This window comes from Thermogemmatispora tikiterensis (genome assembly GCF_003268475.1).
Taxonomy (GTDB): Bacteria; Chloroflexota; Ktedonobacteria; order Ktedonobacterales; family Ktedonobacteraceae; genus Thermogemmatispora; species Thermogemmatispora tikiterensis.
The window spans coordinates 3558197-3571368 of record NZ_MCIF01000002.1 but is presented as its reverse complement, the minus strand read 5'-3'; the positions used below and the strand labels follow the sequence as shown (position 1 = coordinate 3571368).

Annotated in this window: 8 protein-coding genes; 3 read left to right on the top strand and 5 right to left on the bottom strand. The window is 60.8% G+C overall.

The features are described from left to right. Positions 1-239 precede the first annotated feature (239 nt). Entirely contained in the window at positions 240-2555 is a 2316-nt protein-coding gene (locus tag A4R35_RS14330; RefSeq protein WP_112430486.1) for a serine/threonine-protein kinase, read from the top strand. 20 nt (positions 2556-2575) lie between these two features. After that, a complete protein-coding gene (gene miaA / locus A4R35_RS14325; RefSeq protein ID WP_112430484.1) occupies positions 2576-3514 on the top strand; it encodes a tRNA (adenosine(37)-N6)-dimethylallyltransferase MiaA in 939 nt (312 codons plus the stop codon). 198 nt (positions 3515-3712) lie between these two features. On the opposite strand, the gene A4R35_RS14320 is transcribed toward miaA, so the two are convergent. Continuing rightward, positions 3713-7495 (bottom strand): AAA family ATPase, encoded by a 3783-nt coding sequence (locus tag A4R35_RS14320; protein WP_112430482.1) that lies wholly within the window; start codon positions 7493-7495, stop codon positions 3713-3715. A gap of 207 nt (positions 7496-7702) precedes the next feature. Next, positions 7703-9148 carry a metallophosphoesterase family protein gene (locus A4R35_RS14315; RefSeq protein ID WP_112430480.1) on the bottom strand — a complete coding sequence of 482 codons (1446 nt, stop codon included), beginning with the start codon at positions 9146-9148 and terminating at the stop codon, positions 7703-7705. A gap of 391 nt (positions 9149-9539) precedes the next feature. Between A4R35_RS14315 and A4R35_RS14310 the strand changes: the two genes are divergently transcribed. Further along, positions 9540-10199 carry an HD-GYP domain-containing protein gene (locus tag A4R35_RS14310; RefSeq protein ID WP_112430478.1) on the top strand — a complete coding sequence of 220 codons (660 nt, stop codon included), beginning with the start codon at positions 9540-9542 and terminating at the stop codon, positions 10197-10199. Positions 10200-10353: 154 nt separating this feature from the next. On the opposite strand, the gene A4R35_RS14305 is transcribed toward A4R35_RS14310, so the two are convergent. From A4R35_RS14305 to A4R35_RS14295, 3 genes are all read right to left on the bottom strand, one after another. Next, positions 10354-11124 (bottom strand): iron-sulfur cluster-binding protein, encoded by a 771-nt coding sequence (locus A4R35_RS14305; RefSeq protein ID WP_112430476.1) that lies wholly within the window; start codon positions 11122-11124, stop codon positions 10354-10356. A 39-nt stretch (positions 11125-11163) separates the two neighbouring features. Beyond that, complete coding sequence (locus A4R35_RS14300) at positions 11164-11922, bottom strand: amino acid ABC transporter ATP-binding protein (RefSeq protein WP_112434209.1); 759 nt, start codon at positions 11920-11922, stop codon at positions 11164-11166. A 117-nt stretch (positions 11923-12039) separates the two neighbouring features. Further along, on the bottom strand, positions 12040-12831 hold the full coding sequence (locus A4R35_RS14295) for an amino acid ABC transporter permease (protein ID WP_112430474.1): 792 nt from the start codon (positions 12829-12831) through the stop codon (positions 12040-12042). Positions 12832-13172: the final 341 nt, after the last annotated feature.

Below are 13172 nucleotides of genomic sequence, written 5' to 3'. Positions count from 1 at the left end.
GCAAGTAGGAGTGGTCGGAAGGCCGAGAGCGTCTATGCTGATTGTACCATGCAGCGCGAATTTACTTGTATCAATAGCATCCAGCATAGGTAGTATCTCCCATAAATGGTATGCTATACTGGAATGCACGAGAGCCACGAAGGCGCTGCAGGCCCTCTGCCTGGCCGGGTCTGGCCGGTCAAGAGTGGCAACGAGGTTGAGCTGGTCCGGCGGCGCCGGCGGTGGACCGAGGAGCTTTGATGTCCGTGAGGAGAGACAGGGGGTTCGCCATCAGTCCCATCAGTCCACAGAACGGTCAGGGAAATGCCCAGACGGGACGCCTGGGACGCAATACCCTGCTCCACAAGCGCTACATCATCCTGCGTGTGATCGGCCAGGGGGGCATGGGAGCAGTGTACCAGGCGCGCGATACGAAGCGGGGCGAGATCTGTGCGGTGAAGGAGATGAGCCTCTCTTCCGTGCCGCCTAGCGAACAGGGCAAGGCTCTGGAGAATTTTCTGGCTGAGGCTACTATTTTATCGCGCCTCAGCCACCCTAACCTTCCTGCCTTTACCGACTTCTTCAGCGAGGGTGAGCGCCATTTTCTGGTGATGGAGTATATCGATGGGAAGACGCTGGAGGAGCTGCTGGAGGAGAACGGTGGGCCTTTCTCTGAGCGGCGCGTGTTGGGTTGGGCTCGTCAGCTCTGCGATGTCCTGGAATATCTGCACAGTCAGCAGCCACCGGTGATTTTCCGCGATTTGAAGCCGGGCAATATTATGCTGCGTCGCGACGGGCGCATCAAGCTGATCGACTTCGGTATCGCCCGGCTGGTGCGTCGCTCTTCCTCGCAAGATACCCAGCTGCTGGGCACGCCCGGTTTCGCTCCTCCAGAGCAGTATGGCAGCGCTCAAACAGATCAGCGCTCCGATATCTACTCACTGGCGGTGACGCTCTTCCAGCTTTTGACGGGCGCACTGCCCGAGAAGGGTTTTGGCCTGCCAGATGCGCGCACGCTGAACCCAGCGGTCTCGTCAACAGTGGCGCGAGCGCTGGAGAAAGCGGCCTCGCTCGATCCCAACGATCGCTATCCAAGTGTGGCCGTTTTCCGCCGGGCCCTCTTCCGTGTGGGGACATTACCTTTTGAGAACGGTCAGGAGGCCACGACACCAGAAGAGCTGGCTGAGTTGTGCGCCCGCTTTCCCGAGGAGGGGGCAGACTACCTGTTCAATGGGGAGATCGAGTCATGGCTCGAGGAGATCGGCGAGAGCGATCTGGCCCGCAAGGTGCGCCGCTTACGGACGACGACCGGTGATCCCGAGCTGGGTGTTGAGCGGCTGGTCCAGCTGATTATGGGGCCAGATGCCCACTTACGCACGAAATCCCAGAGGTCCGTTAGTGCCACAGCGTCTGCGGCTTCTGAGGCGGAGCGCGGACGTCCCCCTGCACGTCCGCGCAAGGCACCGCTGATGATTGTGCGCCCGGCCACGATTAATTTTGGCCAGGTTTACCCGGGCCTGTCTGCTCCTATGTTGCTCACGATCACGGGCAATCAGGGTTCGGTTGTTCAGGGAACTATCCAGCCGGTAGAGCCGTGGATTATCGTGGATCAGACGCGCTTTGATGGCATGAGTACACTGGTGCGTGTGCGGGTCGATAGCAGCCAGCTTGCTGGCTCGCAGCGCTATAGCGGTACCATAGTGATTACGCCTCTGGGCGAGACGACGGGGAAGCCAGCGGAGGTGAGAGTAGAGGTGGAGGTTATGAATTATACCGTCACGGGGCCAGTGACGGCTAGCGGGACAAGAACGGCCAGCGGGCAGGTCTCTGGTAGCGTTGGCGCCGGCGCTGGCCAACGCTTGTTACCTCCCAGCCAACGCTCTGGTCCGATGACCCCAGCTCTGCCAGCCTATATCAATCCCCAGGACGAGGCTTACAAGGCGAAGTATGGCCAACCCGGTGGCTGGGACCTGCTACGGGCCAGTCCCGCTGAGCGCCGCCGGCTCTATTGGCTGCAGGTTTTTGCTGCGGCTTTGCTCACTCCTTCTTTGTTTTATGAGCTATTCTCCCAGCTGCCTTTCTTTTCGCATGCTCCTCTGCCTCCCGATCCATCTTTCCTGCCGGCGTTGCTTGCAATGCTACCACTGGCCCCTCTGGGGGCCTTATTGCTGAACGCCGATCACCGCTGGCAGCTATCAGCGCTGGTGAACCGTTTCTGTACGGGACTGGCCACTACCCTGGCGGCCCTTGGTCTGCTGGAGCCTGCCTGGCATAGCGTTTTCCAGGATGGGGCACCTGCCCTTCATGCCCTGACCCTGCTTGCTCTGGCCGCTCTGGCCGGCACCCTGGGCAGTAGCCAGTTTATCAGCAGCCGCTTGCTGGCCGGAGCAACCTGGGCGATGAAGCGCTTCCGCTTGCCAACGCTGGCCCTGTTGATGGTTACTGGCGTCAGCCTGGGCCTGAGCCTGGCTTTGGGGACAAGCCTGAGCCTGCTGACGCCGCTGGCCGTGGCCGCGGGGGCTGCTGTGGCTCTGGCGTTGATCTTCCGTATCGATCGACTGATCGGGCACCCGTAGCTGTGGATGGGAAAGAGACAGTGAGCGTCGCTGAGAGGGAACAGCCACAGCGGAAAGGGAAAGTGGTGGTAGTGCTGGGACCAACCGCCTCGGGCAAGAGCGCTCTGGGTATTCAGCTCGCCCAGCGCTTCAATGGAGAAATCGTCTCCGCCGATTCGCGCCAGGTCTACCGCGGTCTGGATATTGGCACGGCCAAAGTGACGCCAGAGGAGCGAGCGCTTGTCCCTCATCACTTGCTTGACGTGGCCGACCCAGGCGATGTTTACAGCGCCGCTCGCTTTCGCGAGGAGGCCCTGGCAGCGATTGAGGCGATCTTAGGCCGTGGCAAGCTGCCTTTGCTGGTCGGCGGCTCCCCCCACTATATCCAGCTGGTAGTCGACAACCTGCAGGTGCCCCAGGTGCCGCCCGACCCAGAGCTGCGCCGTCAGCTTGAGCAGCGTCCCCTTGTAGAGCTGGTCGCCGAGCTAGAGAGACGTGATCCACGCGCCGCGGCTCGCATCGACCGTCGCAACCCACGTCGAGTGATCCGCGCTTTGGAGGTCTGCCTTCTCACAGGCCGGCCCTTCTCCGAGCAGCAGGGGGTACCGGCTCCACTCTACGAGAGCCTTCTGTTGGGTATTCACTGGCCGCGGGCGGAACTCTATCGCCGCATCGATCAACGCGTCGATGAGCGCCTGCGCCAGGGGATGGTCGATGAGGTTCGGCGCTTGCTGGCCCAGGGCCTTAGCCACGAGCGTCTGGAAGCCCTGGGGCTGGAGTACCGTTTTATCAGTCGCTTGCTGCGAGGTGAATACGAGAACGAGGCAGAGATGGCAGAACACCTAAAGCACGCGATCCATGATTTTGCCCGCCGCCAGCTGAGCTGGTTTCGGCGTGATCAGCGCATTATCTGGCTGGAAGGTGCTGACCTGGCGCGGGCCGAAGTCGAGGTAGCGCGCTTTCTAGAGGAGGAAGGATGAGGATGACGGGGGGAGGCCAGGATAGTAGATAGAGTAAGCGGAAGGTCAGGAAGAGTCGTCAGCACAGGCTTCCCCGTCCATCCAGGAGGAGCCTGCTCGCTGGGAGCAGCTTCCTCCTGGCGTTGGCTTTCGCAGAGCATTGGCCAGCCAGCCGCCGATGCCTTGCCTCGTTCTGAATGTTGAAGGTTCCCCGCAGCACTAGGCCACCACCGAGGTTGCTTCCGAGCTGGTTTCAGGTCCTTCTTCAGATGAGGAGCGGCTGCCATTGCCGTTGAGCGAGCTGCGCGGTGCTATCACGGGCAGATTGCTCTCGACCACCTGTCCACCGTCGATCAAGAGATAGTAGGGGAACTGAGCGGGATCGAAAGCGCCGCTGTGTGAGATAAAGAAGATCTGCTCGAAGTGCTGTCCCAGCATCTCACCGGTCACCACTTCGACCACCGCCTGCGCTCGTCGCTGATCGAAGGAGCTGAGCGGCTCGTCGAGGAGCAAAAAGCCAGGAGCGGCATTGAGCTCGCGTGGCAGGGCGGCGATTGCAAAGGCCAGACGCAGGGCGAAGGAAATCTGATCCGCCGCCCCGCTGGAGAGCGCTTCACGAGGGATATACTCGCCAGCTGCCGAATCCCAGACCCGCCAGCGCAGCGGCCCGCCGCTTGCGCTGCCCTCCTCCGGCTCGGTCACCAGCTGCACATCGTGATAGCGACCGCTGGTCAAGAGCGGCAGAATTTGTTGCATGTAGTACTCGGTACGCGGGACCATCTTGCGCATCAAGCGCTCGATGACCGCCGTGATTAACATGCTTCCACGCTTCTTGGTTTGATAGCTGCGTTCCTGCTGCTCCATGCGCTTGCGAGTCTGCTCCAGATCCAGCTGCTCGCCGCCAGTGCCGAGTTGCTGGCTAAGCTCCAGCTCCTCCTTCTCATGCTGCTGCAGCTCTTGCTCCAGACGCTCCCGCTCCTCTTCCAAACGCTGGCGATCGGCGACGCCATACTCGCCGACGAGGGGCCAGACTGCCACAATCTCCTCGCGCTGATAGCCCTGGGGAGCGGGGCGGCCACGCAGCTCAAGCAGAGCGCGGATCTGCTCGCGGATCTCCTCGATCTCCTGCCGACACAGTTCGATCTTGGCCCGTGCAGCTCCTTCTTGCATCTGCAGCTGCTCCAACTCCTGCAGAATGCTCTCCTCACTGGCTGCCTGCAGCTCCTCCTGACAGCGTGTACGCAGACCGTTGAGCGTCTCGGCAAAAGGATTGGGCGGGATAATCCAGCTACCGAGCACTGTGCTGAACTTTGCAAGCTGCTGATAGTAGCCAGAGAGCGACTGTTGGCGCTCCTTGAGGAGGGCGGCGTAGTGTTCGCGGCGCCCCTGCAGTTCGATGCGGCGCCCGAGAGTAATATGGAGGGCCTCCAGCTCGCGGCGAGCGGCGCTCTCGGCGTTGCTGACCTGGGCCTGACCGAACTGCAGGCCGAGGGGCTTGACACGCTGGCGCAGGGAATCTGTCAACTTCTGCAAGGCCTCTCTGAGAGCGGCCTGCTGCTCGCGGGCACGCGCCAACTGCTGGGGGGGATCGCTCGTCTGAAAGCGCTCGAGGCGCCCGAGAAGCACCTGCTTGCGAGTCTGGAGGCTTTCCAGCTCCTGCTCACAAACCTTGATCTGCTCTTGTAGCTCGGTGATCGCGTCGATCTTGCCGTCGAGCGCGGCAATCTCCAGTTCGGCAGTTTTGAGCGCCTCTTCAATGATTGCCTGCAGCTCGGCATGCTTTGCAGGAGAATTGAAGACGTTGGCCTCGAAGGTGGGGATTGGCAGGCCCTCGCGACCCATCAAAGTCGCCAGCTCATGGCGAGCCTGCTCTACAGCTACCAGGTCGCTGCGGAGTTTGCTGTGGATATCATCCCAATCCTTAGCGTGTGCCTCCTCCTCCAATTCACTCGCTTGCTTGCGCAGCGTGGCGACTCTCTCAGCAGCCTGAGTCACCTGGGTACGCAGGGTAGCCAGGCGCTCGCGGGCTTCAGCCAGGGCCTGCTGCTCATTGACAGAGGAGCGCTCGGCCTGGGCCTGCTCGATCACGCGCCGTGCTTCATCGGGCGAAGCTGGAACCTCAGCCCCCAGGTTCCGAATCTCCTCTTCGACGCGAGCCAGAGCTTCCTGACCGCCGTTAGCACGGGCTGCCGCCTCACGGGCAGCCACCATTGCGCGGACATGATTGAGGGCCTCCTGCTCGCGCTGCAGGGCCTGTTGGACAGAGACACGAGCGCGACTATAGCGGATAAAGATGACTACAAAAGCGGCAACGCAGGCAGCCGCCAGTACAATGCCGATCACCGCCGGGACCAGAAGCTGCGAGAGCGCCCATATGAAGCTCAGGAGGGCGGCGATGCCGAAGCCGCTTCCGGCCACAATCAGAAAAGCGAACAAGCGGCGCATCACGCTGAGAGCGGCGGCGGCCTCTTGATGGCAGCGCTCGTGTTGCTGGTAAGCAGCGCGTACCTGCCGTTCAGCCTCGGTCAGGCCGCGCAACTTATCGCGCAGGCGCAGCCATTCCTCTAACTGGCGCGCCAGATTCTGACGGCGCCAGCGCTCCTCATAGGTTGTGACCAGCTGCTCAGTCTGGCGCACCTCCTGCTCATAGCGAGCCTGTTCCTGTTCGGCTTCGCGCAGGCGACGGCGCGCATTCTCGATACGGTTTTCCAGCTGCTCAGCCTGCTCGCGCGCCGCCAGGCGCTGGGCGTAGCGCTCCTCCGCCTGACGCAGTGTTTCCAGACGGGAGGCCAGATGACGCAGACGCCGTAGCCGCTCCTCCAGCGAGGGTCGCCCGGCGCGGCGGCGCTCTTCCAGCTCGCTGCGCGTCAAGCGCGCCTGATCGAGGCGCGCCTGAGCGCGACTGATTTGCGCCTCCAACTGCTCAAGGCTCTCCTCAAAGGTTGTGCGCTCCTGAACCTCCTGCTCCAATTCCTTAATTGTATTCACTGTGGCCAGGAGGTCAGTAGCCATACGCTCCAGGGTACCGAACGAGCGCGAAAGGTCTTCCAGCTCGCGCACGCGCTTCTCCAGAACTGGTAGCTCTTCACGTTCGCGCAGTTCCAGATCAGCAATCTGTCGGTCCAGCTCAGGCAACTCGCGGCGGGCCTCAGCCATCTCATCGTAGGCAGTAATCAGCTCAGCGAGGATCGCCTCTGCTTTTTTCAACTGCTGCACGCGCGCCTGGCGACTCTTCAGCTCGGAACGCTTCTGCTGAATAGTAGAGAGAGTGCTCTCCTGCTCAGCAATTTCTGCCTCTTGCTGCTCGATCTCGGCCAGATGCTCATTCACGGTGACAGCATCCAGGGCCTCCTCGACCTGGCCCAGCCTGGCACTTAGCTCAGGAATGCGGGCCTGCAGCTCAGCCAGCCGCAGGCGAGCAGCGCACTCACGCAGCTGCTCCTCATCCTCGGGGGTCAGGCGGAACTGCTCAGCCAGGCGAGTCAGCTTCTCCAGGCCCAAGAGGCGGCGCAGGGCCACCTCGCGCTCACAGCCAGTGATCTGCTCAAGACGTTGGAGGCCCTTCTGCTCGATCAAGCAGGAATTGCGCAGCGTCTCACCATCGAGGCGGCCCAACTCTGCAATGATGCGCTCATTAGCGGCTCGCAGCTGAGTGATTGGCTCGCTCTCGGGCATGCCGAGGCGGCGGACCAAGAGCGAAACGCGCTGACCGCTGCCGCGTTCAATAGTGCGCGTGATGGCCAGTTCAGTGGCGCCGACGGAGAGCGTCAGCTTGACAGTGGCCTCCGTCTCTCCGTACATAATCAGATCGTCCAGCGCCCGTTTCTCCCGATGGGTAGTGAGTGGCTCGCCAAAGAGAGCAAAGTAGATACATTCAAAGAGCGTCGATTTACCAGCCTCGTTCGGCCCCTGGATCAGGATACTTCCGCGCTGGGGAAAGTGCAGATCTATTTCTCGCAAGAGCCTGAAACGCTCGACTGTCAGGTGTTTCAGAATAATCATTTCTGCTTCACTCCGTTCACACTCCTCTCGGGAGATGCGACGCTCTCCGCCGGTTTCTTGAGAGAGTTGAGCAGAGAGGCCAGCATGCTCGCCGCGATCCGCCCTTACGCTACCACATCTCCTTCACATAGCTCAGCGGTGCAGATCCTCCGACCAGCGAGCGCACCGATCAGGCGCCACAGGAGCGGGCGCTCAGAGCACTTCGCGCTAATGGATCTCATCCAGAGCAGTCAACAACACTTCTTTTGTCACCAACAGAGCTTTTTTCTCTTGTTCATCAGAGGCGGCAGCGATCCACTCGTCGGCCAGAGCAGCCAGCTCCTCGCGAGGAGAGAAACGCTCAGTGGCCTCAGCCGGGCCAGAGCTGGCGGAAGCCTCATAGTCAGGCATCAGGGTCAAGGCTGTGTCGTCGATGGCCAGGGAGAAAGCATGCTGCTCGCCGTAACGGCGGATCTGGTTCAGGTCGAGCTGATGATATTGCTGGCGCGTCAGCTCGCCCTCCAGTTTCAGCTGGACCATCGTCTGTTGATCGCAGAGAGGACGCAGGCGCTCCAGAATTACTGCAGTGGGAGAGCCAGCGGTAGCAGAAGCAGAAGCCGCGGCCCCGGTTTCACCGCTGGGCGCTCCTGCCCCTGTTGGTGGGGCAGGCCAGAGCGCGCTGGTCGGTACAACCAGGCGACGCAGGCGCACAGCCTCGACAGAGATATGTTTACACCAGCGGACGCCATCGCTCGCCAGACCGAGAAAGACAAAGCCAGGCTCGGCATCGGGGTCATTGAAATCAATATGCTGAGTTGGACCGGCCACGATCAGCTCACACTGGCCGAGGTGCAACTGCTGAAAGGCATGGTGGTAGCCGGCCAGGATATACTGGAAAGCTGTCTGCCGTGCCAATGTCGCGCGGCTCACCAGGGCCTGGGCCTGGGCTTCAGCAGGGACAGGTTCGGTGCTCAGGCCTTCAATGGGGGCATGGAGGATCAAAATACGGATCTGGGCACGCTCAAGCTCAGCGGCGGGACGAACGTAGGCCAGAGGATCGCCTTCCTGGCCTGCACGCACACTCAGGCCACAGAGGCCGACCCGTAGCTGCCCGATCTCACAGAAGGCCGGCGTTAACTCGATGAGAGGCTGCCCGCTCCCCAGACTGGCGCCCGTAGCCATCGCCGCGGATGGGCGGGAAGGGGGCGCGAGCGGTTCAAAATAATGGAGGGCGCCGAGGCGAGCGAAGCTCAAGTGAGGTGCTGGCAGCGCTCCCTCAGCGAGGGCCCGGCCCAGCGGTGGCGTATCGTGCAAGCCACCGACCATAAACGTGCGCACACCCGCCTGACGGAGCTGAACCAGACGCTCGGCCACAAAGCTACGCTCATGTTCAGCCGGATTCAACGAATCGAAAAGATCTCCGGCCTGGATGAAAAGATCGACACCCTGGCCAATGGCGAAATCCACCGCCTGCTGAAAGGCATGCCGTAGCTGGCGCGCTCGCTCCTCGCGTCGGCGCATCGGTTGGCCAGCGGCAGCGCCCAGATGGTTATCCGCCGTCAGAACCACCGTGATCACATCGCGCGGGCGCGACGCCGCATCCTGCTCCTCATGCGCCTGCTGCTCAGGGTCCAGCCTCTTGTCTGAACCCTCCTCCACAAGTTCTTCTGTCATCGCAAGCTACTTCCAACTGAACTGAGAGACGATCTTACTGCCGTGCAACAAGTCGCAGTGATCTTTCCTGCACATAGAATGGATGGTAAGAGGAGTCTATCATAAATTATGACGATTAAAAAACAGGCGGCCCGGAAAGAGGGACCATTTGGGGGATGAGCAAACGGCCCGCGTTCCCATAGGGAAGCGGGCCGGTCCCAGGCGACTGGCCAGGCTGGCTCGCACGGCTTTCAGGAAGAGCAAAATAGCGGACGAGTGACACAAAAGTACTGCCTGAAAACAAGAGCTTGGGCAGACAGCAAGTGAAAACATTACTATATTATATGATTCATCGTCTTGCACTCATTCTCTTTACCGTTATCCATTGTGGGCTTAGAGGGAGTAGAGCAGAGTGGTGGCAGTCAAAACCCTGAAGGATGGCAGGGAGAGCAGAGAGATTCTGCTTGCCTTTGCCAGGAGCATAAAGGAGCGCGATCTCGTGACCTACGAGCACTCGCGCCGGGTTGCTGTCTACGCCTATCGATTGGCGAGCAAGCTGGGGTGGGAGCACGGTCAGGCCCGTGATCTGGCCCTGGCGGCTCTGGTCCATGATCTGGGAAAGACCTGGATCGCCAACGAGATTTTGCACAAGTCCGCCGCCCTCTCCGCTGAGGAACGGCGCAAGATGCAGCGCCATCCGGTCATCGGGGCTCGCATTTTGATCGGGTGCGATGTGGACCCGTTTTATGTTGAAACGGTCTTGTACCACCACGAGCGCTGGGACGGCCAGGGCTATCCATCAGGACTGCGCGGCGAGGCCATTCCTCTGAGTGCGCGTATTCTGACGGTGGCCGACGTTTACGATGTCTTGACCTCGCAGCGCCCCTACAAGGAGCCATTTTCGTCAGAGATGGCTCGCGAGCGCATTGGGCGTGATGCCGGTACCAGCTTTGACCCAACGGTGGTCGCAGCCTTTGTGGAGCTGTTGGATACTACTCCGAATTTCCTTCTTCCCTGTCAGCCAGCAGACCTGGATCAGCTAGCTGAGATCACCTTGTTACAGTTGCCCTGATTCCCCTACCGCATCATTCGGCCGCTGCTGGCGGTTGGGCCGGGGGAGGAGCCAGGTGGAGGGGAAAGGGCCAGACAGGTCGACAGTTTCATTGACCAGTGAGCTGGTGGACCACTGGCTCACTGGTCAGTGGTCTGCTGGCAGGTTTCTCCTCTCAGCCCTGTGTAAGGATTTGGAGATCAAAGATTGGTCCCTCCTGGCAGATGAGGCGTGGGCCACGGCTGGTCTCCAGAGCACAGGCCAGACAGGTACCAGTACCGCAGACAAGGGGGTGGAGCACGGCAACCTGGGCGAAGCCTGGGCGGCGCAGGCGTTCGAAGTGTCGACGGAGCTGCAGCGCCGTTTCACGTGAAACGCCCAGACAGACGGCATCGGCCCAGCTGAGATAGTCTCCCAGCACAGTCAAGAGCGTGCGCTGCTGGCCCGTACCGCCATCGCTCGTCACCAGATGGTACTCGACTTCTTCCGGTAACAGTGCAGCCGGGTAACCTTCTGGCAGCTGCGTTACTTCTTGAACAAGGGTCACTGCCAGCCCCTGCTCGCTGGCGCGCTGAGCCAGCAGCGCCAGTGTTACAACACCGAAGCCCTCAGCGACCAGCAGCAGCGTGCTCAGGCGGGACGGGAGCCGCCAGCCCTGGCCTAATGGCCCTAGCAGGTCCAGCTCCGCTCCGGCGGGCCGCCTCGCCAGCCAGGCTGTACCACGCCCACGCACCTGGAGCAGAATACGACAGCGCTCGCCCTCGATGCTGTGCACAAAGAAAGGTCGGCGCAGCAGCGGGTCAAACGACCCTTCCTCAGCACAGCGTACCATGCAGTACTGGCCCGGACGCACCGCCTGAGCGAGCGCCGGCGCCTCTAGCTCTAGCAAGTGCAGGCCCCGCCGCAGGGTCCGGTTTTCTGCCAGTGTCGCCCGGTAAAGGCGCATACCTGCTGTGCTCCTCCTACTCACCAGACTTTGCCTCTCCTAATCGGCGGCAATGAGGCCGAGAAAATTACGGGTACGCTCGTTCTGCGGAGTATCGAAGATCTGCTCAGGTGGACCTTCCTCTACGATTACTCCGTGATCCATAAAGATCACGTGATCTGCAACATCGCGAGCAAACCCCATCTCATGGGTCACCACCACCATTGTCATGCCTTCCTCCGCCAGCTGGCGCATGACCTTCAGCACTTCGCCCACCAGCTCGGGATCAAGGGCCGAGGTTGCCTCGTCGAAGAGCATCAGCTTGGGTCGCATGGCCAAAGCCCGCGCAATGGCCACTCGCTGCTGTTGACCTCCCGAGAGCTTATGAGGGTAGACGTGGGCTTTCTCTTCCAGGCCAACCTTGCGCAACAACTCCATTGCCTGGGCAATCGCCTCGTCGCGCGGTATGCCAAGTACATGAACGGGAGCTTCGATAATGTTCTCCAGGGCTGTCATGTGGGCAAAGAGATTGAAGCGCTGGAAGACAAAGCCGATCTGAGCGCGCATCTTCGCAATCTCAGCTTCCCTGGCCTCGACCAGTCGTCCATTAACCAGACGGTAGCCGACAAGTTGCCCATCCACATAGATGTAGCCACTGTCGATCTTCTCAAGGTGATTAATACAGCGCAGCAAGGTTGTTTTGCCGGAGCCGCTGGGGCCGATGATCACCACGACCTGCCCACGCTTCACTGTCATACTGACATTGTTGAGGACGAGCAAGTCCCCGAAGCGCTTCACTGCCTGCTCGACACGAACCATCTCCGCGTTCTCAGTGGCTTGAGGCACAGCGGATGGGAGCGGTGGCTCTTGCTCCTGATAACCATTATAGCTTTGCTGCTGCGTCACTGGTAGGGCCTCCTTTCAAGCAGACACGCCTTAGCGCGCTCCTCCATGTCCACCAGCGATCAACTCGCCAGACTCCAGCGGTGGATTGCCAAATCCCAGGACCCGCTGGGCCCAGCTTTTCTGTCCTGGGCGCCGACCTGGCCGTCCGCCTTTGGCCGCATACTCGGGGTCCAGCCGACGCTCGATCCAGCGCTGGAAGTAGTCCCACAAGGTAGTCAGCAGCAAGTAGTAGACGGTAGCCACGATCAGCAGCTCAAAAATCGAGAAAGTTGGTGCCCCAAGGATCTCGGCGGTACCGGTCAGCTCTTCCAGCCCAATGACTGAAGCGATCGAGGTGGTCTTGAGCATATTGTTGAATTCGTTGCCGAGCGGAGGGATAATGACCCGCGCTGCCTGCGGCAGAATAATGCGGCGCATAGCCAGCCAGTAGCGCATACCCAGAGCACGCGCCGCCTCCATCTGCCCTGGATCGACCGAGCTGATGCCCGCCCGGATGATCTCCGACATGTAGGCTGCCTCGTTTAAAGAGAAGGCAATCAATATGCAGGTGATCTGACTGAAGAGCAGGCCGGGGACCAGCTTGGGCAACCCATCCCAGAGCAAGAGTACCTGGACAAGCAGCGGGCTGCCGCGGAAGAACCAGACATAAACCTGTACGGGGAAGGAGAGCCACTTGAAGCGTGACATGCGCATGAGCGCCAGAAACAGACCGAGGACCACGCCGGCAAGCTGGGCAACGACAGAGAGCCAGAGCGTGGTCCAGGCAGCCTGGAGAAAAAAGGGCGAAACAATGAATTTCCAGACGGCATCCCAATCGAACATGGCGGGGATCTCCTTGGGTCGTTAGATCCGGCAGGCAAGAGGCCAGCTAGCGCTGGACGCAGAGCGAGCCGAGCCAACTGAGTATGCCTTCCTGCCTCTGGCAGCTGAGTCATCCTGGCTGGTCCGCTGGGACCAGCTGGTTTCCTCACTTATGATAGTGTACTGCAGAAGCGGGGAGTCCATGCCACCCTTTTTTCTCTCAGGGCGGCGAGAGAGAGGCAGCCAGCTGTGGTAGCGGCGGCCCCGCCTCAGTCGGCAACAAGCTCACTCTGCCCGCGCCATCAGCCTCCAGCACGAACCATAGGAGTGGGTAAACCAAACACCAGGTGAGATGAAGGAGG

What these genes read in the sequence shown, in the direction of transcription:
- A4R35_RS14330 (WP_112430486.1), top strand. Translation starts at nt 240, where the DNA reads ATGTCCGTGAGGAGAGACAGGGGGTTCGCCATCAGTCCCATCAGTCCA.
- A4R35_RS14320 (WP_112430482.1), bottom strand. Translation starts at nt 7,495, where the DNA reads ATGATTATTCTGAAACACCTGACAGTCGAGCGTTTCAGGCTCTTGCGA.
- A4R35_RS14315 (WP_112430480.1), bottom strand. Translation starts at nt 9,148, where the DNA reads ATGACAGAAGAACTTGTGGAGGAGGGTTCAGACAAGAGGCTGGACCCT.
- A4R35_RS14305 (WP_112430476.1), bottom strand. Translation starts at nt 11,124, where the DNA reads ATGCGCCTTTACCGGGCGACACTGGCAGAAAACCGGACCCTGCGGCGG.
- A4R35_RS14300 (WP_112434209.1), bottom strand. Translation starts at nt 11,922, where the DNA reads ATGGTTCGTGTCGAGCAGGCAGTGAAGCGCTTCGGGGACTTGCTCGTC.
- A4R35_RS14295 (WP_112430474.1), bottom strand. Translation starts at nt 12,831, where the DNA reads ATGTTCGATTGGGATGCCGTCTGGAAATTCATTGTTTCGCCCTTTTTT.